At 45.7% G+C, this 19,646-nt stretch carries 19 protein-coding genes; 8 read left to right on the top strand and 11 right to left on the bottom strand.

Annotated features, from left to right (window positions below; genetic code table 11):
• Positions 1 to 177: 177 nt before the first annotated feature.
• Both QUB08_RS07865 and QUB08_RS07860 read right to left on the bottom strand, forming a co-directional pair.
• Entirely contained in the window at positions 178 to 1,656 is a 1,479-nt protein-coding gene (locus QUB08_RS07865) for an MlaD family protein (RefSeq protein WP_333224216.1), read from the bottom strand.
• Between the two features lie 100 nt (positions 1,657 to 1,756).
• Positions 1,757 to 2,539 carry an ATP-binding cassette domain-containing protein gene (locus tag QUB08_RS07860; protein WP_333066584.1) on the bottom strand — a complete coding sequence of 261 codons (783 nt, stop codon included), beginning with the start codon at positions 2,537 to 2,539 and terminating at the stop codon, positions 1,757 to 1,759.
• 164 nt (positions 2,540 to 2,703) lie between these two features.
• Here QUB08_RS07860 and QUB08_RS07855 point away from each other — a divergent pair, with 164 nt between their 5' ends.
• Both QUB08_RS07855 and tsaE read left to right on the top strand, forming a co-directional pair.
• Positions 2,704 to 4,104 carry a gluconeogenesis factor YvcK family protein gene (locus tag QUB08_RS07855; protein WP_333224215.1) on the top strand — a complete coding sequence of 467 codons (1,401 nt, stop codon included), beginning with the start codon at positions 2,704 to 2,706 and terminating at the stop codon, positions 4,102 to 4,104.
• 76 nt (positions 4,105 to 4,180) lie between these two features.
• Positions 4,181 to 4,630, top strand: a complete 450-nt coding sequence (gene tsaE, locus QUB08_RS07850; protein WP_333224245.1) for a tRNA (adenosine(37)-N6)-threonylcarbamoyltransferase complex ATPase subunit type 1 TsaE — start codon at positions 4,181 to 4,183, stop codon at positions 4,628 to 4,630.
• 80 nt (positions 4,631 to 4,710) lie between these two features.
• Here the strand turns inward: tsaE and QUB08_RS07845 are convergent, their stop codons facing one another.
• The 3 genes from QUB08_RS07845 to QUB08_RS07835 form a co-directional block, all read right to left on the bottom strand.
• Positions 4,711 to 5,043: a DUF5615 family PIN-like protein gene (locus QUB08_RS07845; protein WP_333224214.1), complete on the bottom strand. Its 333-nt coding sequence runs from the start codon at positions 5,041 to 5,043 to the stop codon at positions 4,711 to 4,713.
• A gap of 3 nt (positions 5,044 to 5,046) precedes the next feature.
• The gene (locus QUB08_RS07840; protein ID WP_333224213.1) at positions 5,047 to 5,388 is read right to left on the bottom strand and encodes a DUF433 domain-containing protein; all 342 of its coding nucleotides are present in this window, start codon (positions 5,386 to 5,388) and stop codon (positions 5,047 to 5,049) included.
• A 61-nt stretch (positions 5,389 to 5,449) separates the two neighbouring features.
• A complete protein-coding gene (locus QUB08_RS07835; protein ID WP_333224212.1) occupies positions 5,450 to 6,772 on the bottom strand; it encodes a dihydroorotase in 1,323 nt (440 codons plus the stop codon).
• A gap of 89 nt (positions 6,773 to 6,861) precedes the next feature.
• On the opposite strand from QUB08_RS07835, the gene lepB reads away from it, so the two are divergent.
• Positions 6,862 to 7,470 carry a signal peptidase I gene (gene lepB, locus QUB08_RS07830; protein WP_333224211.1) on the top strand — a complete coding sequence of 203 codons (609 nt, stop codon included), beginning with the start codon at positions 6,862 to 6,864 and terminating at the stop codon, positions 7,468 to 7,470.
• A gap of 179 nt (positions 7,471 to 7,649) precedes the next feature.
• On the opposite strand, the gene QUB08_RS07825 is transcribed toward lepB, so the two are convergent.
• The gene (locus QUB08_RS07825) at positions 7,650 to 9,185 is read right to left on the bottom strand and encodes a peptide ligase PGM1-related protein (protein WP_333224210.1); all 1,536 of its coding nucleotides are present in this window, start codon (positions 9,183 to 9,185) and stop codon (positions 7,650 to 7,652) included.
• Between the two features lie 459 nt (positions 9,186 to 9,644).
• Positions 9,645 to 11,261, bottom strand: coding sequence for a glycosyltransferase family 39 protein (locus tag QUB08_RS07820; protein WP_333224209.1), 1,617 nt, complete (start codon positions 11,259 to 11,261; stop codon positions 9,645 to 9,647).
• Positions 11,262 to 11,577: 316 nt separating this feature from the next.
• Here QUB08_RS07820 and recA point away from each other — a divergent pair, with 316 nt between their 5' ends.
• The 3 genes from recA (at position 11,578) to QUB08_RS07805 (ending at position 13,560) form a co-directional block, all read left to right on the top strand.
• Positions 11,578 to 12,714, top strand: a complete 1,137-nt coding sequence (gene recA / locus QUB08_RS07815; protein ID WP_333224208.1) for a recombinase RecA — start codon at positions 11,578 to 11,580, stop codon at positions 12,712 to 12,714.
• Positions 12,715 to 13,046: 332 nt separating this feature from the next.
• Entirely contained in the window at positions 13,047 to 13,301 is a 255-nt protein-coding gene (locus tag QUB08_RS07810) for a type II toxin-antitoxin system prevent-host-death family antitoxin (RefSeq protein ID WP_333224207.1), read from the top strand.
• Positions 13,294 to 13,560 carry a Txe/YoeB family addiction module toxin gene (locus tag QUB08_RS07805; RefSeq protein ID WP_333224206.1) on the top strand — a complete coding sequence of 89 codons (267 nt, stop codon included), beginning with the start codon at positions 13,294 to 13,296 and terminating at the stop codon, positions 13,558 to 13,560. Before QUB08_RS07810 ends, QUB08_RS07805 begins: the two co-directional genes overlap by 8 nt.
• 719 nt (positions 13,561 to 14,279) lie before the next feature.
• On the opposite strand, the gene QUB08_RS07800 is transcribed toward QUB08_RS07805, so the two are convergent.
• On the bottom strand, positions 14,280 to 14,999 hold the full coding sequence (locus QUB08_RS07800) for a hypothetical protein (protein ID WP_333224205.1): 720 nt from the start codon (positions 14,997 to 14,999) through the stop codon (positions 14,280 to 14,282).
• A 613-nt stretch (positions 15,000 to 15,612) separates the two neighbouring features.
• Between QUB08_RS07800 and QUB08_RS07795 the strand changes: the two genes are divergently transcribed.
• Entirely contained in the window at positions 15,613 to 15,822 is a 210-nt protein-coding gene (locus QUB08_RS07795) for a hypothetical protein (protein ID WP_333224204.1), read from the top strand.
• A 293-nt stretch (positions 15,823 to 16,115) separates the two neighbouring features.
• A complete protein-coding gene (locus QUB08_RS07790; protein WP_083888111.1) occupies positions 16,116 to 16,340 on the top strand; it encodes a response regulator transcription factor in 225 nt (74 codons plus the stop codon).
• A gap of 117 nt (positions 16,341 to 16,457) precedes the next feature.
• On the opposite strand, the gene QUB08_RS07785 is transcribed toward QUB08_RS07790, so the two are convergent.
• The 3 genes from QUB08_RS07785 to QUB08_RS07775 form a co-directional block, all read right to left on the bottom strand.
• A complete protein-coding gene (locus QUB08_RS07785; protein WP_333224203.1) occupies positions 16,458 to 17,354 on the bottom strand; it encodes an alpha/beta hydrolase in 897 nt (298 codons plus the stop codon).
• A gap of 217 nt (positions 17,355 to 17,571) precedes the next feature.
• Positions 17,572 to 19,044 (bottom strand): D-alanyl-D-alanine carboxypeptidase/D-alanyl-D-alanine endopeptidase, encoded by a 1,473-nt coding sequence (dacB, locus tag QUB08_RS07780; RefSeq protein ID WP_445300901.1) that lies wholly within the window; start codon positions 19,042 to 19,044, stop codon positions 17,572 to 17,574.
• Between the two features lie 81 nt (positions 19,045 to 19,125).
• On the bottom strand, positions 19,126 to 19,452 hold the full coding sequence (locus QUB08_RS07775) for a (2Fe-2S) ferredoxin domain-containing protein (protein ID WP_333224201.1): 327 nt from the start codon (positions 19,450 to 19,452) through the stop codon (positions 19,126 to 19,128).
• Positions 19,453 to 19,646: the final 194 nt, after the last annotated feature.

The following is a 19,646-nucleotide window of genomic DNA, read 5'->3' as shown; positions in this document are numbered from 1 at the left end:
ATTGAAAGAGTTTTTTGTTAATAGGATTGGGACAAGAACTTTAAGGCCGGGGTGCGAAAGGCGCACCTTATGAACTAGCTGTGATCGGGGCGCGCCTTTTGCATCTTACTAACTAGAGTAGAGGGAGAATATTGTGCAATTGCAGTTATTCAATTATACCCAGTTTTTAGGGGTATTTTATGGCTCTACAGGTTCTGCTGACCTAGCAGTTTGAGAAGGTATAACAGGCGTTTTTTTCAGTTTCTGCAAGCTGGGATATCCAGGCTCTACTGATTGATTTCTGGGAGTTGTACTCTCATTTACTTTCTCAGAAAGGGGAGCTAATGTTTGAGTGACTTTAACTTGCTGTCGTAGTTGTTCTGTCGAACCCAATAAGCCTCCTAATCCGTTGAACAACCTGCGAATGTTGTTGCGGAAAGCCGGATCTCCCGTCAAATCATCCACGTCGGAAGTGATTTTCTGCACGTTCTGAAATGTAGCTCGTGCAGAATCTAAAGTTTGCTGCAATAATAGCAAAGTGGCGGGATTGTTTACCTGGCTGGATAAATCTCGCAAATTACTAGAAGCTTGGGCAGCATTTGCTGATAAAACTTCTAAATTGTTCAGCAATTGTCCTTGGTTGAGTCGATTAATTGTTGGACTCAAACTGCTGACAGCTACCCGCAGTTCCTGACTGCTTTGATTGATGTTATTCAGAGTTGAGACTAAACTGGCGCGGTTGGTTGTTACTAAAGAATTGAGTTGGTTGGCTGTTAATGTAACTTGATTGGCTGCTTGACTTACTGAATTAGCCGAACTTATTACAGATGCAGATACGGCTTTTGTGGAAGTGTCCGCCGTAGCTGCTACTTTAGAAACATCAGCGGCGACTACTGAGAGTTCCCCTTTGATCGATTGATTTAAACTGCTAGCTTCTCCTTTTAATGATTGATTCAAACTGCTGGCTTCTCCTTTTAATGATTGATTTAAACCTGCTATTTCGGTTTTTAACGATTGATTTAAGCTGCCCAGGTCTTCCCTTACAGATTGATTCAAAGTTTTTATTTCGGTTTGGGCAGTTTGAGTTAAATTCGATAAATCTTGAGTTAGTTTAGCTGCACCTTTAGCTGTGTTGGCTGTATTTTCTGCCAGGGATTTAATATTGTTGAACAGCGCGGGGTCAGTGTAGAAATTAGCTAGGCGGACTGTGGACTTAATTAGTTCGTCGATAGTGACTCCAGCTTGACCTTTTAAGCGCGAATTTTGGCAGATAATCTCAGGGGGACAGTCGGCACTAACGGGATTGGCGGTAAGTAACGATTCTGGCAAAATCGAGTTGGGGGTAATGTCGATCGACGATTCGCCAATTAAACCCGATTTATTCGCTTCGATCGTAACATCCCTGGGAATCACTAAAGTACCGGGGGCAATCTCCAGCGTCACGTCTACGCCGTTGGAACCCGGTTTGAGGGCGGTAATTTTACCGACTGCAACCCCACGATATTTGATGGGCGTGCCTATTTGCATTCCTTGGGCGCTGCCAAATTCTACGGCGAATTTGTAGCTGCGGTTCCCTAGCTGCACGCCCCGCAGCCAGAGCACTAAGCCGCCAAATAAACCGATTCCTACTAAAATTAAGAACCCGACAGAACCTTCTCTTACAGTTCGCGATCGCATATTACCTCCTTAGTCATTGGTCATTGGTTATTAGTCGTTAGTCATTGGTCATCGGTCATTTCAATCTAAAATCTAAAATCTAAAATCTAAAATTGGCTGACTATCCAAGCGCTTGAATTGGCCCAGTAACACTGCCGCTAAAAAATTGTCGGATTAGTAAATTATCTGTCGATGCAATGTCATTGACAGTTCCCTCCCACTGCACTTTGCCTCGATAGAGAAACACGATGCGATCGGCAGTGCGGCGGATGGTACTGTCTTGGTGAGTGACGATCGCATAAGTGCTGCAAACACCTTGGGCCGCCTGCAAGTCGCGGATTAAATCTTCAATTACCGTCGAAGCGATCGGATCTAAACCCGCCGTCGGTTCGTCGTACAGCAAAACCTCTGGATTATCCCTGTCATTATCAGGATTCGCCATGATAGCGCGGGCAAAACTTACCCGCTTCCGCATTCCCCCAGACAACTGCGCCGGATAGCGTTCGCCAATTCGCGGCAAACCCACCATCTCCAACTTTTCCTCCACCAATTCCCGAATGCGGCGGCGCGGCAGCTTAGAATGCTGGTAAAGTAAAAAACCGACATTCTCCTCCACCGTCAGCGAATCAAACAAAGCCGCTTGCTGAAAAACCATCCCAATTCCGATCGGATCTGCCACGTCGTCCACCCATCCGACTCTGCGCTGTCCCTGAACAAAAACCTCACCGGCATCCGGGGCCAACAAACCCGCAATTATCCGCAGAATCGTAGATTTCCCCGTCCCGGAAGGGCCAATAATTGCCAGGGCCTCTCCCCGATAAATCCTCAGATCGACTCGATCGAGGATCGGGTTCTGGCCGAAGGACTTACTTACCCCTTTGAGTTCGATTAGTGGCTCAGCCATAGGATGTTATCAATAAGTTGTCAGTCCTCAGTCATTAGTCTACCTAATGACTCATGACTCATGACTAATAACCAATTACTTAAATTGACTGCCAGAATCAAAACTCTCTTGTATTGTAAATTTGTCAGCTCGAGCTGTTCCAATACCCTTAAGACTAATTAACCATGTCAATTAGTTCACTTCCTAAAGCCCTCCGTGTCTTGGCTAAAGCCAAGCAGGTTTTTGCCCAATCCAGAAATCCTTACCCCCCTTCTTTGCGGAACGGGCGAGTTCACCAGTGGTTTAAGTGGTTAGCCCCCGGACTGTTAGTGAAACGGTGGCTGCTGATTAGTGCCAGCGGCGTGGTACTTGCCACTTTGGGTTTAGCGATTTGGACTGGGATGACTCCCATTTTCTTCTTATTGCAATTGTTGAGAAATTTTTTGGCGTGGATTGCGGAAGTTGTTCCTAATTACGTGTCGGGCCCGATCATCATTGCTGGCGGGATTTTATTAATTCTGTGGGGACAAACTCGCAGTTTGAACTCTATTACCCAAGTGCTGATGCCCGAAGGCAACGAGGAACTGGTCGATCGACTCCTCAACCACCGTCGCTTGCACCGCGGCCCGAAAATTGTGGCAATTGGGGGCGGTACGGGCCTTTCTAATTTGCTCAGGGGATTGAAGGATTACAGCGCCAAAATCACTGCTATTGTCACGGTGGCGGATGATGGCGGGTCTTCCGGGAGGCTGCGGCGGGAAATTGGGGTATTGCCGCCGGGAGACATTCGCAATTGTTTGGCTGCTTTGGCAGATGAGGAAAAGTTATTGACTGAGTTATTTCAATATCGCTTTCGGGCCGGTGACGGTTTGGTGGGTCACAGTTTTGGGAATTTGTTTTTGACGGCGATGAGCGATATTGCTGGAGATTTGGAACAGGCGATCGCGGCGAGTTCTAAAGTTTTAGCAGTTAGGGGAGAGGTGCTGCCGGCTACTCTGAGCGATGTTTCTTTGTGGGCAGAACTGGCGGACGGCCGCAGGATTGAGGGGGAGTCCAGCATTACAAAGGCTAACGGGCAAATCATCAAAATAGGCTGCACTCCTGCTAATCCTCCGGCGTTGCCCAAGGTAGCCCAAGCACTTCGGGAAGCGGATTTTATCATTATTGGGCCGGGGAGTCTTTATACGAGTGTGATTCCGAATTTGTTGGTGCCGGAAATTGCTGATGCGATCGCCAACAGCGAAGTTCCTCGCATTTATGTTTGCAATATTATGACTCAGCCGGGGGAAACTGACGGATACAGTGTTGCAGACCACATTCGGGCGATCGACCGCGCTTGCGGCCGGCCGCTGTTCGATGCTGTAGTAGTTCAAGGAAAAGTCCCTTCTGCAAAGGCTTTGATTCGCTATTCTCAGGAGGATTCTTATCCGGTTGTGCTCGATCGAGAAGCCGTAACGCAATTGGGGCGGCGAGTTGTCATCGCCAATGTCATGGATGAAGATCAAAATACGGGTTTAATTCGCCACAATTCTCAAAGGTTGGCGGGGATGTTGCTGCGTTGGTACGGCCGCGCCCAGAACATTTAAGCTGTTGACTGTTGAATGTTGACTGTTGACTGTTGACTGTTGACTGTTGACTAATGACTAATGACTAATGACTAATATGATACTTTCACTTCCAGATGCTGAAGCTACGCGCAAGTTTGGTTTTGCGTTAGGTCGATCGCTCCCCGCCGGCACTGTAATCTTATTACAAGGAGATTTAGGTGCGGGCAAAACTACCTTGGTTCAAGGTATCGCTGAAGGTTTAGGAATCTCAGACTCGATCGAAAGTCCTACTTTTACGCTGATTAACGAGTATTTTGGAGGGAGAATTCCGCTGTATCATCTAGATTTGTATCGACTAGAACCCCAAGAAGCCGAGGCTTTGCACTTAGAAAGTTATTGGGACGGGTTAGAAATGGATTTGGGAATTGTGGCGATCGAATGGGCGGAAATATTGCAGTACAAACCAGAAAAATATTGGCAAATTTATTTGACTTATCTAGATAACGGGCGGCAAATTGAAGTAATTGGTAATGGCGAGTTATTGGATTGGCAATTGGAAATTTGAGAAAAGGCGATCGAATTTAGATGTTGCACCATTCTCACTCAGCCTGTTAAGAGACAATGGTGCAACATCTCAGCGCGAACTTAATGCGGACGGTTAACACGAATCAATTTGCCTCTCAAAGTTTCTTCACCAGCAATAGCATCATTGATGCGTGTTGCCAACCTTTCTAAATCTTTATCGTCTGTACAGACGATAATACCAGCATGATTTGGTTGTTGAGCGTGCAAGCGAATGAAATGCCGACGATTTTGCGTCATAACCGCCCGATCGTTATTCACAGCAAAGCCTAATACTTCGGGGTCATCATCTCCGGCATTTCCTGCCTCTTGAATAGTCAGGGCATCGTGACCTAAATTTCGCAGCAATGCCACAACAGGAAACGGGAACTGTTCATCGGCATAGAGACGTGCCATAAATTATACTTCCTGCATCATTGCTGCTGCTTCTTCTCGGAGTGCTTTTTCAATTTCTTCGGAGTTAGCCTCAGCATAAGTCCAGACATTTACTAAGTTTGCAGCATTCAACTGGGGATAAAATTGTAGAAGTTCAGCATCACTTGAACCTTGACGGCGCAAACTCACGAACAGCCAAACGGGAAGTCTAGTTTTGGCAATGCAAGCATCGCCGCCGCACAGATCGGGAGTTTTGGTAATTCCTGGCCAACTATTGTTTAAACTTTGGGTTAAAAGCCGGATGGCTTCAGCTTTCTCAGTCGGAGTTAAGGCCAGGAGTTGTGTTTCTAGTTCTTCGAGAAGCATGGGTAAAATCGCCTTTGCGATGCAGGAATACCCAATTATAACACTTGAGTTAAATTCATGCTTAATCAGCGTCAAATGTCAAGGCTTCTCCCCTCACATTTGTATCCAATTTCCCCTTCTCAAAAACAACTTTTCCTCCCACAACAGTCACAACTGGCCATCCAGTCAAACTCCAACCTTCAAAGGAACTCCAGCCGCACTTGCTCGCCATCTCTGCTCCGACCACCGGGCGGTACTTCTCCAAATCAACTAAGACTAAATCGGCGTCAAAACCCGGAGCAATTGCCCCTTTGTTGGCAATTTTATAAGCCTTAGCAACGGCTGCCGACATCCAATTAGCAACTTGCGCCACTGTACATCTTCCCTCTACTGCTTGCGTCAGCATCAAAGGCAAAGAAGTTTCGACTCCCGGCATTCCAGACGGCGTATTCGGATAATCTTGAGCTTTTTCTGCTAATGTATGCGGCGCGTGGTCGGTGGCGATAAAATCAATTACGCCGTCGAGTAAAGCTTGCCAAAGTATTTCGTTATCGCGGGGCTCGCGCAAAGGCGGATTCATCTGAGCTAAACTGCCAATTTTTTGATAGGCGCTGGTATTTAACAACAAATGCTGCGGCGTAACTTCTGCTGTCACCCAACTCGGTTTTTCCTGGCGCAACAACTCAGCTTCATCCCCAGTTGAAAGGTGCAGAATGTGCAGACGGCGCTGATATTTATTAGAAAGTTTTAATGCTAGCTGAGTTGCCAATAAAGCTGCTTGATTGTCTTGAATTTGCGAGTGCACGGCAACATCGGAAATCCCGGCAAATTCCTGACGCCTCTGGTTGATTCTAGCTTGGTCTTCTGCGTGTACAGCAATTAGTCGATCGCCTGCAGCAAAAATCGCCTCTAAAGTTGCTTCTCCATCCACCAACAACTGCCCGTGCATCGAACCCATAAACACCTTAATTCCGGGAGTCGGATTCGCATTCAACAAATCCGGCAAATTCTCCGGCGTTGCACCAATAAAAAAGCCGTAGTTCACCAAACACTTCTCGGCAGCGCGACTTAGTTTATCATCTAAGGCAGCTTGGGTTGTGGTCAGAGGTCGCGTATTCGGCATTTCCAGAAACGATGTCACGCCGCCTTTAGCGCAAGCACAGCTAGCGGTAAATAAGTCTTCCTTGTGTTCTAAACCCGGTTCCCGGAAGTGTACCTGGGGATCAATTACTCCGGGTAACAGAGTTAAGCCTTTGGCATCTATTTCTCGATCGCCAGATTCGACAATTTCCGCAGCAACTTGGACAATTTTGCCATCGCATATTTGTACATCTCCTACCAAAAACTCACCATTGGGCAAAAGAATGCGAGCGCGACGGATTAACAAACTTGATTGGGTAGTCATAAGATATCCTTAATTCAGTAAACAGCGTGCTAGCATGGAAGCATTATTAAGTTTATAATTCGTATCCAGCTCAGTCACTACAATACCCTATGACTCGTCTAGACAAGTCAGCCGACGAAAAACCTCCGCAAGACACCGAAAATCCTTGGATCGAAGGAATTAAGACGATCGGCTTAGCAGCATTCTTAGCCTTTGGTATCCGCACCCTGGTTGCCGAAGCACGCTACATTCCCACCGGCTCGATGCTCCCAACCCTACAAATTAACGATCGATTAATTATAGATAAGGTAAGCTATCGATTCCAAGAGCCCCAGCGAGGAGATATTATCGTATTTATGCCTCCTGACCAGGCTAGTTTGTGCACGGGAGAGCCACCACCGATCAAAGATGCCTATATCAAGCGAGTGATCGGACTTCCAGGGGACACTGTGGAAGTCAGAGAGGGAAAAGTTTTTATTAACAAGCAGCCGCTACAGGAAAAATATATTGAAGAAATTCCACAGTATCCCTACGGGCCTGTAGTTGTAGCCCCAAATTCTTACTTGGTGCTCGGCGACAACCGCAACGCAAGCTGTGACAGTCATTACTGGGGCTTTGTACCCAAGCAAAATATCATCGGTAGGGCAATTGTGCGTTTTTGGCCACTCAACCGCACAGGTTCGATCGATCCCACGCCCATTTATCCCGCTAAAAATTAGCTCTAACGGAACCAAGAAGGCCAATTCAATAATAGCAATGATTTGGGTGATTAAGAACATCCTAATCGTCTTGCCAGTTGTTATACAAAACGCTAGGGATATTAGATCCCCGACTTCTTCAAGAAGCCGGGGATCTAAGGTGACTGACTGGATAAAATCTAAAATCTAAAATCTAAAATCTAAAATCTAAAATCCCCTGACGTTTCGCGATCGAGAACTTTTACAACTTTGTTATACATATCCTCAGCTTCTTGCTGCGAATTGCCAATACTCGTCACTCCCAATTTGCCAAACTCCGACAAACAACCCATTAAATGAAACACACTGCCCGTCTCAGTACCGCTGTCAAAGTGCAGTTGATTGTCAGCAATAATATCCATCAAATCGTTCGGTAATAATCCCCGATAGCGCTCTTTTTTCAAATTGTCCGAAGCCACATAATATTTCGGACGGCCCTGCTGGCTGTAAAATAATCCGGTAGTACGCTCGTACCGACCGTTTGTTAACAGTTTCAAAGCCATAAACGGATGAGTTGTGCCTCCTTTACGTAAGTTAATTTCTATTGCTTGAAGATCCCATTTCCCATCGGATTGCTTTACAGCGAGAAAATCTACTCCAAATCTCTCTAAAGCACCTTTTTTAGCTAAGTTTTGCCCGACTTTCCATCCCAATTCTTGCAACGCCAGCCGGTAAGATTCGTCCGCCGGAAATCGGCAACCCAAGAAAATTTGGCCGTCTGGGCCTCCTAAAATCTGGTCGTGAGTGGAGAGAATTTCTACTTCGCCACTGGGGACAATTCTGCCTTGAACACTGGGCGAGAACTTTTCTTCTCCTTCAATAAATGCTTCGGCAATGGCCCCTAATTCGGGAATCCGGCTGCTGAAATTTTCCCAGGTTTCGCTTGTTGCTTGAAAGCGCAAATTATGGAAGTGAGCGCCAATTGCCTTCGCTCTTTCTTTAGGCGCTTTACCTGCGAGGGAATTCAGATGTAAAATTGCATTTCCTTCCCCCGAAAAACCTTCATTTAACTTAATTACGATTCGTTGCAAATGCGGCTGCCTTTCCCACAACTCGGCCGCCGCTTCCGCTAAATCTTCCGCATTCCAAACCAACTCGGAACCGTCAGGATAAGGCACGCCACATTCTTTAAAAATTTGCCTGCTACCGCTTTTTGTTCCCCAGTATAAAAGATCGGGATCGCTAGCCCACAAAGGAATCCCCAATTTAACAGATAACTCGCGTTCTAAGGGCGTCGAGTTATAACAAACCATATAAGATTTTGTCGGCCGCACTGCTTGACGAATGCGCTCCATCAAGCGAGGACGATCTAAAATTTTCTGGGTGAGGGATTTGGCAGAAGCATCGTAAGCACTGAACAGCAAAAGCCGATCGCGCGCGTGAGAAAATGGAATTCCCGGCAGCAATTGCAGGTAATAATCCACAATCATCGGGTGCAAGGGCTCCGAGGTAATGTAAATTAAGCGAGTGCGCGGATTTCGCAGGCGAATCAATGAAAATAAATGCCGCTCTTCGTAGTGGTAAGCCCCCTCAACTTTCTGCATTTCTTGCTGATCTAAGCTGAGAGAAGGAATGATAATAATGTCACAATCTCCGCTGTCAAATTCTTCGATAGCTCGCCAACGTTCGCGTAATTCTGTCTGAAGATTGCGAAACTTCTGCGCGGATTCGGAAGATGAATTATTTAACTCTTGCATTGCTTTTTATCCTAAGTATTCAAATAATTATTGCTGATGATGTCGGGTGTGTCAGCCCCAATACTTGAGACAACTGACAGAGTTTTTTTGTCTGACTACAATTCTAAATCTTATACCAATTATTAAAACGAACAGTAGGGACTTAGGCCTTGCCGTGTCCCGAATCCAGGCGCCGGAGACGGCAATGCCCATAGGTGTCAACTTAAGCTTGAAAGCCTTGATAAATCTCGTTTTTACCTGAGTCCAGATCCCCCTAAATCCCCCTTAAGAAGGGGAGTAGGGGTTGACTTAAAGAGGCTTCCTGTCCTCCCCTTCGTAGGGGCGGTGCCCCCGTGCCCGCCCGCTCGCTAGGGGGGATCTGGCCTTAATAGTCAAACAGCCATCTATAACTAGGTTTGACGTTAAGTTGACACGCCTTGGGCTCTTGGAGTGTCCCTACAGCTACTTTTCAGAATTGCTCTAAGAAGCTCGCCGCGCTCGAAAAAGTCTGGCATACTGCAATATTGGCTCTAAGCGGCGTTGATTTTGCTTGAGTGCCGAGATCAATTTTTCCGAAGGGCCCAACACCAGGGGAGCCGAATATTTGTTCAGCATCTCGATTTCTGGCGACTGGCTCAGCAGCATCAGCCGCACGTCTTTGTCGAGCAAATAACTCAGAGACAGCAAATCTCCCATGTTCGTAAAATCGTTGCCGCGATCGCTAATTACAATTGTATCTTTAATCGATCGGTTAGCTATCGCCTCTTTGTTAATAATTTTCGCAACTTCAGCATTAAAATAGCTCAAGTCTTTGCTCCACCAAGTATCAGAAAAAGCGCTGACAGTACAGGATGCTATACTTGCTGTAAATACCAAGGCTAAAATGACTTGCCAAAACCGCTGCTGAGTTTTCACGTTACTGGCGATCAAGTAAGCAACTGCTAGCTGCACTCCCGGAAAGCAGGAAATCAGATAACGGCTGACGGCGGAACGTTTGCCGCCTAGGATTATATCCGGTAATGCCAGTATCAAAAAAGGTACAAAAATTGATGTTACAATAAATAGCCAAGTTGAACTGCTAGTGCGGCGGCAGATTGTGTAAATGGCTGCCACAATTAACAGCAAAAATGGCAATCTCAGCAGATAAGTCCAAATATTATCAAACCCGAAGTCGAAGTCAAAAAATAAAGCTGTAAAGCTGAGTGTCCACAATTTGACAAGATACAGCCAACCCGGAGATACTCGCGTCCAATCTGTCGTAGAGGAGGCACGTTCCAGGTTTGTCACCAGCACGTAAATCCAGGGGATATACAATATTAAAGCTGCTGTTACTGCTAAAAAAAATTGGGAATTAGTTACATGACCTCGCAATTTTGTTTTTTTGACAAACAACCAGTAATAAATTATAAAAACTCCGTGTCCGATGAGTGTTAAACTGAAGAAAGGGTGAGTGTAGAAACCAAGAGCGATCGCCAGCGAGTAAAATACCCAATTTTGCCAACCCCGCAACCGCACTGCTCTCAGCAGCAGCCAACTGCTGCCAAGAACTGTGGCTGTCAGCAAACTGTACTGTCTTGCTGTCTGAGCAAACAATATGTCAAAGGGTGATAAAGCCAAAAGTGCTGTTGCTAATAACGCAGCCAAATTCGAGGCGAAAAGTTCCTGAGCTAAAGCGTACATCAAAGGCAGCGACAGCAAACTCAATATTGCTGGCAAACTGCGCGATGCTGTTAGAGAACTGCCAAATTGCTGCATCCACCAACGAGCCATGAGAAAGTATAAAGGCGGATGCTGCGGGTCTTCTAGTGCTAAAGAACGAATTGTGTCTGCTTCTGTACTTCCCGGTTTAATCCGCTGATATTTTTGCAATTGTGGTGCGGGAACAATCCGGTTTTGGAATAGTTCGTCGTCGATTTCTTGGCGGGTGAAACCAGCGGCGCGGATTGATGTGTAAGCTTCGTCGTGCCAGTAAAGTTTGCGATCGATCTCAAAAAACCGAAATCCGATACCTAGTAAAATGCCGATCGCCAATAAGTTCATCAGCCAGCGGGAATTTTTGGTATTTACAGATGTGTCTTGATGTGTTGTAGATCCCATGCTTGTCCTAATTGTGGCGATTACTTGTTACCAGGCTCTGGCTGGTAACACAGATCCGGAGGCTCTGCCTCCAATTTTAATGTAAGCTTTTCGAGGCAGAGCCTCGCTTACATCGGTTCCCCGACAGAGCCTGGGAACCAGTTAAATATCTTCTACATCTTGGGCATTCTGAAGGCGGGAGCAGGCTGAACTACCCCAAAATCAAGAATCTTCAACCAAATGCTCCCAGAACCTCCAGACCCCAAAAATAACTGCTAACATACGTGTTGTACAGTTAATCAACAAGCTCCGCAAGGGGTCTACCCGCGTACCGCAAATGGCAAAAAAAGAAGCGTCTATAAAAACTTCCACTGAAAACTCAGAAAAGCAAAAAGCCCTAACTTCCGTACTTTCCCAAATCGAGCGCAGCTTTGGCAAAGGCGCGATCGTCCGATTGGGAGACTCCACTCGCATGAGGGTAGAAACCATTCCCACCGGAGCCCTGACACTGGACATTGCTTTGGGCGGCGGTTTGCCAAAAGGTCGAGTTATTGAAATTTACGGCCCGGAAAGTTCCGGTAAAACCACTCTAGCTCTCCACGCGATCGCCGAAGTCCAAAAATCCGGCGGTATCGCAGCCTTCGTCGATGCCGAACACGCCCTCGATCCCACCTACGCCTCAGCTTTAGGCGTCGATATTGAAAATCTCTTAGTTTCCCAGCCGGATACCGGCGAAATGGCCCTAGAAATAGTCGATCAACTCGTGCGTTCCGTCGCCGTCGATATCGTAGTAATTGACTCCGTAGCCGCCCTCGTCCCCCGCGCCGAAATCGAAGGCGACATGGGCGACTCCCACATGGGTTTGCAAGCGCGTTTGATGAGCCAAGCTTTGCGGAAAATCACCGGCAACATCGGCAAATCCGGCTGTACCGTCATTTTCCTCAACCAATTGCGGCAGAAAATCGGCATAACTTACGGCAACCCGGAAACAACAACCGGCGGTAACGCACTCAAGTTCTACGCCAGCGTGCGGCTTGACATTCGCCGCATTCAAAGCTTGAAAAAAGGTACAGAAGAATACGGCAACCGCACGAAAGTTAAAGTTGCTAAAAATAAAGTTGCTCCGCCTTTCCGTATTGCCGAATTTGACATTGTATTTGGCAAAGGCATTTCTACTTTAGGCTGTCTGACTGACTTGGCCGACGAAATGGGAGTAATTCTGAAAAAAGGTTCTTGGTATAGCTACAACGGAGAGAACATAGCTCAAGGACGAGACAAAGTGATCCAGCACATGGAGAAAAACATCGATTTCAAAAATGAAATTGAGGAGCTAGTTAAAAAGAAACTTGAGACTGGTGCTGTGGTTTCTGCTAATTCTGTCGCTCCTGTTGAGGTAGAGGATGTAGATGATGTAGAGGATGTAGATGATGTAGATGAGGTAGATGATGTAGAAGATTTGGACGAAGAAATCTAAGTTTTTTAGTCCTCAATTATTACTCCTTTACTGGTTGTTTACTCGTGTTACTCGTTACTTTCACAAAGAACGAAAGTAACGCTCAACAGCGACAAGCGAGCCTCGAATTTAATTTTCGCTCGGCTTCGGCTCGCTTGTCGCTTAAATGGGTTAAGAAGCACAGCCCGTAAACCAGTAAACCAGTAATATCAATTCCGGCTGCACCGGAATGATATAAACCAGTAACACAGCCATAGAACCAGTAAATTGACCGGACATCATATGAGATCGGGATTGCCGAATATATTGCGGATTGGTATACTTGTACAGTAAGTAGTACAAATGTCAAGTAGATGAATATTGTTTCTTTTAGCGAAGCGAGAAATAACCTCAAGGCTGTTTTAGACAGAGTAGTGGAAGATACGGACTATACCATCATCACTAGACGGGATGCGGAGGATGCCGTGGTGATGTCGCTAGAGTTCTTTAATAGTTTGCTGGAAACAGTTCATTTACTCAAATCTCCCACCAATGCTGCCCATTTGGAGCGTTCTATCGCTCAGTTTAAGCAGGGGAAAGTGGTGGAGCGACATTTGTTGGATGACTAGAAAGTTAGCATGGACGGATGAGGCTTGGGGCGATTATTTATATTGGCAAGGGCAAGACAAGAAAACGTTAAAACGAATTAACAAGCTAATTGAGGCAACAATCCGATTGCCGTTTGAGGGGATCGGAAAGCCAGAACCACTGAGGGAGAATCTGGCTGGTTTTTGGTCGAGGCGAATTGATGATACGAATCGATTAGTTTATGGTATGGATGACGAGGATCTAACGATTATCTCTAGTCGATACCACTATTCTGATTGACATCCTCCTTGGCAGGCTGTAGCTATGGTGCGACGTTTTTGTTTAACAGGAAAGTCGGCGATTCTTTGAGCAGTTTAATTTTAATGTTATGACCAGGAATTTCTTGATGCTACCCGCCACGTGATTTATCCGTGGAATCAATCCCAAATCGAAAATCGAAGATCCTCAAGCCCCCGCATTTATCCGTGAGGTTGCCTCTAAAATCTAAAATCTAAAATCTAAAATCGATTGACGCAATACGCTTGGGTTAGTGCTAAAAAAACCGATCGTGCGTAGGTTGGGCCCGTGGAACGAACCCTCCGTTTCACTCCGCCCAACATTTTCGCTACAATTTTCCTTAACTGAATCGTATTGACTTATAAACAGGTTTATTCTTGAGAAAATCCTGTGGAAAACAACCTGAATTATGAAAGGGATAAGCATATCGACGGTCTACATAACCCGTGCCTGGTAAAAACATTCCGTCCCCATCATATTCAATAACTTCCTGAACCATAAACCACGTAAAGTGATGCTCTATTCCAACAGAATTGTTTTCAAAATACTCCTTGTAAACTGGATTCATGTCTTTTGGTAAGCCGCGTGGCTCTGACAGCGGAACTGGGAGCATCTCATATTTGTAAAAATACTTCTCCTGGCTCCTTCCTTCTGCCTATTGCCTCAAAACTCCAATTTCTAGCTGGGCTGCTTTCATTGAGATCCTCCCTATTTACGAACACTTATTCAGGCATAGAAACTGGCTGAACGTATTGAGAATTAGCGCGCACATAACAGCCTTGTCTTGTCAGCAACCAGGGTTTACCGTTCGCCATCGTAATCGCATTTGCTCCCCTGAGTTCAGCAGCAATTGTATCTCTATCCGCGCGGTAAACTTGTTGAATTGCTCCGTTTGCGGTCTTGCGGCAGTTGAGTTGTCCATCTCGCGAGGTGACTCGCCAAGCAGGCCAAGTTACAAAACCATTTGTTGGACTCGACCAAGTATTAGCATTGCTAGAAGTATAGTCGCCACTTGCATTAGGACGCGGTAAAGCTTCGACTAAATTTACTTTAAATGTCTGGCCAATAGAAGGACAATTTTCTCCTGCTTTCACCTTCCAAGTAACTTCGGCTCCCAATTGGCTGCTTCTTCCAACTTGACGCCTGACAATGGCAATATCTCCAGAACAAACAATTTTTCTGCCAGGGCCGGTCGCACTGTCTTTGAAAGTTCCATTGTAATAGTAAGAGCCTGCTGCTCCTTCGGAACGGGTAATTTGAATGTTGCCCAAAAATTCCCGATTGCCTACTTTGGTTAAGTAAAAACCGCTGCGATTGTTTCCTTTTTCTGACAAGTTTAAAGTAGTTTTACCGTTAGGATTAACATAAGTGGTAGCGCTAGCAGCAGCGCACCAAATCAATGACACAACTCCTGTGGATAACAAAATGGAAAGTTTTTTCATAGTAACACCTTGTATGAATCTCTACTTTATTTGTAGCTGTTGGTGAACATATTTGACCAGTCGCTCAAATGAGTGACACTCATTTGAGCGGCATTCTAACGACATAGGGGCAATCGCCCATGATGACCACTACAAATTCGGCAACCACGGGGGATTGGCACTACTGCGTAATGCCGAAAAATCAACTCTGCATAACTTCACCTTACTTCAGCTCCCTTCTACTCTCTTCACTTGTATGCACCTGCATCACGAGGCCTGCAAGCTTCAACTTCTGACTCATTGCAGGTTCTAATAATTAGCAGCAGAATAAATTTATATACGTAAGTAAGGGAGTTCCAATCACCGCTAAATACTGTGGATTTTACGGGTACTTCCCGGTGGGTCAAGTGGCGATTAGAAAAACTAGGGCGATTTTTACAGGTAGCAGATTTCAAATCTAAGAATCCTTGTAAAGAAATGTAAAAGCTCCTGATAGCCGATTGGTTTGACAGAAAGTACGATTTCTAAGCTGAGTCCGTAAAAAAAGTCGTCTTGATTCATCGCAAAAATGAACTTCACAAACACAAATTAAGTTTGCCAGAGAGTTAAATCATTGTTCGAGGGAGAATAAATCATGGCTGACGGTCAATTAGAAGTTATATTAAAGATTGCTCAAACAATTAATCCTCAAATTGAGAGCGATCGACACTTTGAAATAGACTTGGCAAAATTGCGCCAACTGCCAGCAGGAACATTAGGGTGCTCAGTGGCGCGATTTCTAGACGAACAAGGCTTTGAGCCGAGCGCATCGGGAGACTGGATTCAGCGAAACCACGGCGTTTAACCGGTTCTGACCGGTCTATCGGCTTCAACAGAAGATGAATTTATACTTCAAGCGTTTACTCGCGCTCAAGTATTTCGTCCTTCTTGTGCGATTTTAGTGTTAGTTGGACTGATCGGCGGCCAATGCGCGATCAGACAAATTATCAAAGGCTTAAAACATGGAAAATTAGCCACTCGGTTAATTAATTGGGACGTTCCATCTGATTGGGAAACTCCTTTATCTGAAGTTCGAGAGAAACTCGGAATTCTACCCTTAATTGATTAGATTTTAACTCGTTACCTCATTGCAAAAGTATGCAAAGCACAAGTTACAAACCGGAAATTAGCCTGAGTCCACGGGAAAGAGCGATCGCGCAATTAGTAGCCCAAGGCCTGCCAAACAAATGTATTGCCAAAAATTTAAATATCAGTCACTGGACGGTTGCTACTTACGTGAGGCGGATTTTTATCAAACTCGGTGTTTGTTCCAGAACTGCGATGATTGCACTGCTGATCCAAGAAAATTTGCTCTGGGACTGATAAATAAGTAGGGTGCGTCAGATATTAAGAACGGGCAAGATGCCCGTTCCACAAAAATTAAATGTTCTTGTGGAACGGGCATCTTGCCCGTTTTTATTTGCAAGCGTTAATTTTTTTCTATGCCAAAGCCAAAGAAGGAGAAGAATTTCTTAGAAAACTCAGCAATTCTCGATTCACCGTCTGCGGCGCTTCCTGCTGAATCCAGTGGCCGCAGTGAGGAACTAATTTCAACTTAAACGGAGCCGTAATTAATCTGTCTAAACCTTCTACAAGTTTGTGGCTCAAAAACGCATCTTCTTCTCCCCAAAGTACTAAAGTAGGCACTGTCACAGGTTCTAATTTCTGCCCCAAATTCCAAAGCCTCTGCGGATGAAACATCTGCCGATAATAATTGATAGCGGCGGCTAATACTCCCGGCTTTTCTAAAGCAGTCTGATAAATCTTAGTTTCCTCAGCGCTAAAAGCTCCTTTGCGAACAGCTTGTCCTTGGAAAACATTGTGAACAAAATCTTTCAAGTTTTGCCGGATCAACCATTCGGGAATGCCGGGAACCTGAAACGCCAAAACGTACCAACTGCGGCGGATTTGATCTAAATTGCTCGCCATTTCCTGCACGAATCGCTGCGGGTGCGGAGCGTTTAAAATTGCCAAGCGGTTGAGTTGTTCGGGAAATTTTTGAGCTAAGTGCCACGCAATCGCCCCTCCCCAATCATGACCTACAACGTGAGCTTTTGTATAACCGAGGCTCGCAATCAAACCGCGAATATCCGCGCTCAGCGTATCTAAATCATACCCGCTTTCCGGCTTATCGGAATCGTTGTAGCCCCGCAAATCCGGCACTACCACCTTGAAATGACGCGCTAAAGCAGGGATTTGATGACGCCAAGAGTACCAAAACTCTGGAAACCCATGCAGGAGAAGAACAAGCTCGCCTTCTCCTTGAGAAACGCAGTGCAGGCGAATGTTATTGGTTTCGACAAAGATGTGTTGCTGTTCGGAATCGAAAGAATTCATAGTGGGAAAGTTAGACTTATTTTCGGTCAGTACAGAACCCGCCGACTGGTAGCAGGCTAAAACGTCCCAATGGTGTTAATTTTTCTACTTTTATTGTAGCTGCTTTTCGATCCCCGCCGCTGCAATCTAATTAAACTTAAAACTTGTAAGGTTTTGGGGTGTCCTGTGTTTTAGGTGTAACTACTGAGTTCAAGTTTATCACCTTAAATGTATTGTTTTAACAGCGGCGCAGGCGATTCAATAATAGCACAATTTCGTCCGTTGCCGATCGCATTTTTGCAGCCGATAGGTCAGATTGATTGACAATAATGCTAAACACCAGCGGTTCGTAATTCGGAACTTCGATATATCCCGACAGCGCCGAAACTCCGCTCATAGTTCCTGTTTTTGCTTGCATAATTACGCGATTTGGTGTAACATTAAAGCGATTTTTCAAAGTGCCGCTCTTGCCAGCGATCGGCAGTGACTGGCGGTAAATAGATGCAGCAGGTGAATTGGCCATAAATCTCAAAGTTTGCACCAAGGCTTCAGGGCTAATTAAATTGTGGCGGGAAAGTCCCGAACCGTCCGCTAATATGTAGCTGTTTGGACTTACTCCTAATTGAGTTAAAGCGGTTTTTAACTCTTTCAAACCCATTTCACCTGTATCCTCTTGTGGCACAGGCATCTTGCCTGTGAGTGTTTGTGGCAGGGGAATCTTGTCTGTAACTTTCCCCAACAATCTCAATAAAACTTCTGCATAAAGATTGTTGCTTTCGCGATTAGTTTCTTTCACCAATTCCGCTAGCGGCGGCGATTCAACGGTCGCTAATTCTTGATTTAAATTGCGAGAAGCCGAGGCAACTAAAGCCTGTTTAACAGGAATTCCCTCCGCCGCCAGAACTTGCTGAAACTGCTGCAAAAAATTATTAGCAGGGTTGACAACTGCGACATAAGCTGATTCAGGTTCTGCACCAACTTTCAACTGTCCGCTGACTCGAATTATAGGTCGATCGAACTCCCTGCCAACTTCAATAAACTCGGATTCGTTTTGGGCGACTGTTACTGAATTGTTCTGAAGTTGCCACTGATTTGCCAGCTTTGCTTCGGCAAAAGTAACTTTCAGAGGTTGTCCGATCGCCTGTGGGGACAATAGAAGGTCGATCGCGTTTTGATTGAAAATTAAACTGTTAATTGGCGCTCCGTAGCCAGCTTGCGCGTCTTCCCATTCCCAATTCGGATTGACTGCACTGCCTTGAAAATAGCTGTCATCGCCAATCAATTGGTTAACTTGACTGATTCCCCGCTGCTTCAACTGCTGCGCCAAGGATTTCAACTGAGGCTCAGCAATGCTCGGATCTCCCCTGCCGGCCACGTACAAACTGCCATTTTCGCCGCTGTAAACCGATGTCTTAATCCGAAAATCTGCACCGAGTTTCTGTAAAGCAGCGGCTGTGGTTAGCAGCTTGGCATTTGATGCAGGAATAAAATATTTTTGGGCGTCGCGGCTGTAGAGAGTAGCAGTAGAAGATAGAGGTTGAATCAAAATGCCCCAGCGCGATCGGCTAAATTCGGGACGGTTGGCGATCGCATCTACTTGCGCCCCCAATTCCCCAGGACAAATATCCCCAGCAACCGCCGACGTTTGAGCAGCAACCGCCGACGGACGCCCCAGAATTAGGACTAACAAACTCAGCGCAATTCCTTTGATTTTCAAAGTGCCAGTTCCTTAACAATAACTATTAAAATTAGATGCGCCAGAGCTTGGAAGTTTCACCGAATTAAGTCCATACTAATAATAATAACGCGCATGAATTCTCGGATTAAACAGCGCCTCTACAGGTTTTCCCCCTTTGAGGTGCTCTTCCACAATTAACGGTACATCACTCGGTTTAACTCGACAATACCAAATTTCGTCCGGGGTAACTCGTACAGTCGGGCCAGTGGTGCACTGTCCCTGACAACTACAGGCCTCCACTTTCACCCCTGCAACTTGTTGAGCTTCAAAAGCAGCTAGCACTGCTGCTGAACCATTTTTCAGGCAAGATTGATACTGGCAAACCAATACACAGCGCGTTTCTGGTTGGGAGTCTGGTTTTCGGGCTGGAGATTCGGGCATTGGTAAGGATTTATCCGCTCTTTAATATATCTTAACAATCTTGTCAGGTCGATCGCTCGCCGGAAAGAGGCAAACGGCAGAATTTTATAGTGCGATCGAAAAAAACAGCAAAATTCTGGCATTCAAACTTTTTCCTTCTTTACTACCTTCAAACGAATCCCTTCGGCAGAGCTGCCTTTCTTCAGTCTGTGTCA

Source organism: Microcoleus sp. BR0-C5, assembly GCF_036705045.1.
In the GTDB taxonomy this organism is placed as follows: Bacteria; Cyanobacteriota; Cyanobacteriia; order Cyanobacteriales; family Microcoleaceae; genus Microcoleus.
This window is presented reverse-complemented; position numbering and strand designations above follow the sequence as displayed.

Coding starts and splice junctions, on each gene's coding strand:
- tsaE (WP_333224245.1), top strand. CDS start 4,181: ATGATACTTTCACTTCCAGATGCTGAAGCTACGCGCAAGTTTGGTTTT.
- QUB08_RS07795 (WP_333224204.1), top strand. CDS start 15,613: ATGGCTGACGGTCAATTAGAAGTTATATTAAAGATTGCTCAAACAATT.
- lepB (WP_333224211.1), top strand. CDS start 6,862: ATGACTCGTCTAGACAAGTCAGCCGACGAAAAACCTCCGCAAGACACC.
- QUB08_RS07790 (WP_083888111.1), top strand. CDS start 16,116: ATGCAAAGCACAAGTTACAAACCGGAAATTAGCCTGAGTCCACGGGAA.
- QUB08_RS07810 (WP_333224207.1), top strand. CDS start 13,047: ATGAATATTGTTTCTTTTAGCGAAGCGAGAAATAACCTCAAGGCTGTT.
- recA (WP_333224208.1), top strand. CDS start 11,578: ATGGCAAAAAAAGAAGCGTCTATAAAAACTTCCACTGAAAACTCAGAA.
- QUB08_RS07840 (WP_333224213.1), bottom strand. CDS start 5,388: ATGCTTCTCGAAGAACTAGAAACACAACTCCTGGCCTTAACTCCGACT.
- QUB08_RS07805 (WP_333224206.1), top strand. CDS start 13,294: ATGACTAGAAAGTTAGCATGGACGGATGAGGCTTGGGGCGATTATTTA.
- QUB08_RS07800 (WP_333224205.1), bottom strand. CDS start 14,999: ATGAAAAAACTTTCCATTTTGTTATCCACAGGAGTTGTGTCATTGATT.
- QUB08_RS07845 (WP_333224214.1), bottom strand. CDS start 5,043: ATGGCACGTCTCTATGCCGATGAACAGTTCCCGTTTCCTGTTGTGGCA.
- QUB08_RS07820 (WP_333224209.1), bottom strand. CDS start 11,261: ATGGGATCTACAACACATCAAGACACATCTGTAAATACCAAAAATTCC.
- QUB08_RS07865 (WP_333224216.1), bottom strand. CDS start 1,656: ATGCGATCGCGAACTGTAAGAGAAGGTTCTGTCGGGTTCTTAATTTTA.
- QUB08_RS07855 (WP_333224215.1), top strand. CDS start 2,704: ATGTCAATTAGTTCACTTCCTAAAGCCCTCCGTGTCTTGGCTAAAGCC.
- QUB08_RS07785 (WP_333224203.1), bottom strand. CDS start 17,354: ATGAATTCTTTCGATTCCGAACAGCAACACATCTTTGTCGAAACCAAT.
- QUB08_RS07825 (WP_333224210.1), bottom strand. CDS start 9,185: ATGCAAGAGTTAAATAATTCATCTTCCGAATCCGCGCAGAAGTTTCGC.
- QUB08_RS07775 (WP_333224201.1), bottom strand. CDS start 19,452: ATGCCCGAATCTCCAGCCCGAAAACCAGACTCCCAACCAGAAACGCGC.
- QUB08_RS07835 (WP_333224212.1), bottom strand. CDS start 6,772: ATGACTACCCAATCAAGTTTGTTAATCCGTCGCGCTCGCATTCTTTTG.
- QUB08_RS07860 (WP_333066584.1), bottom strand. CDS start 2,539: ATGGCTGAGCCACTAATCGAACTCAAAGGGGTAAGTAAGTCCTTCGGC.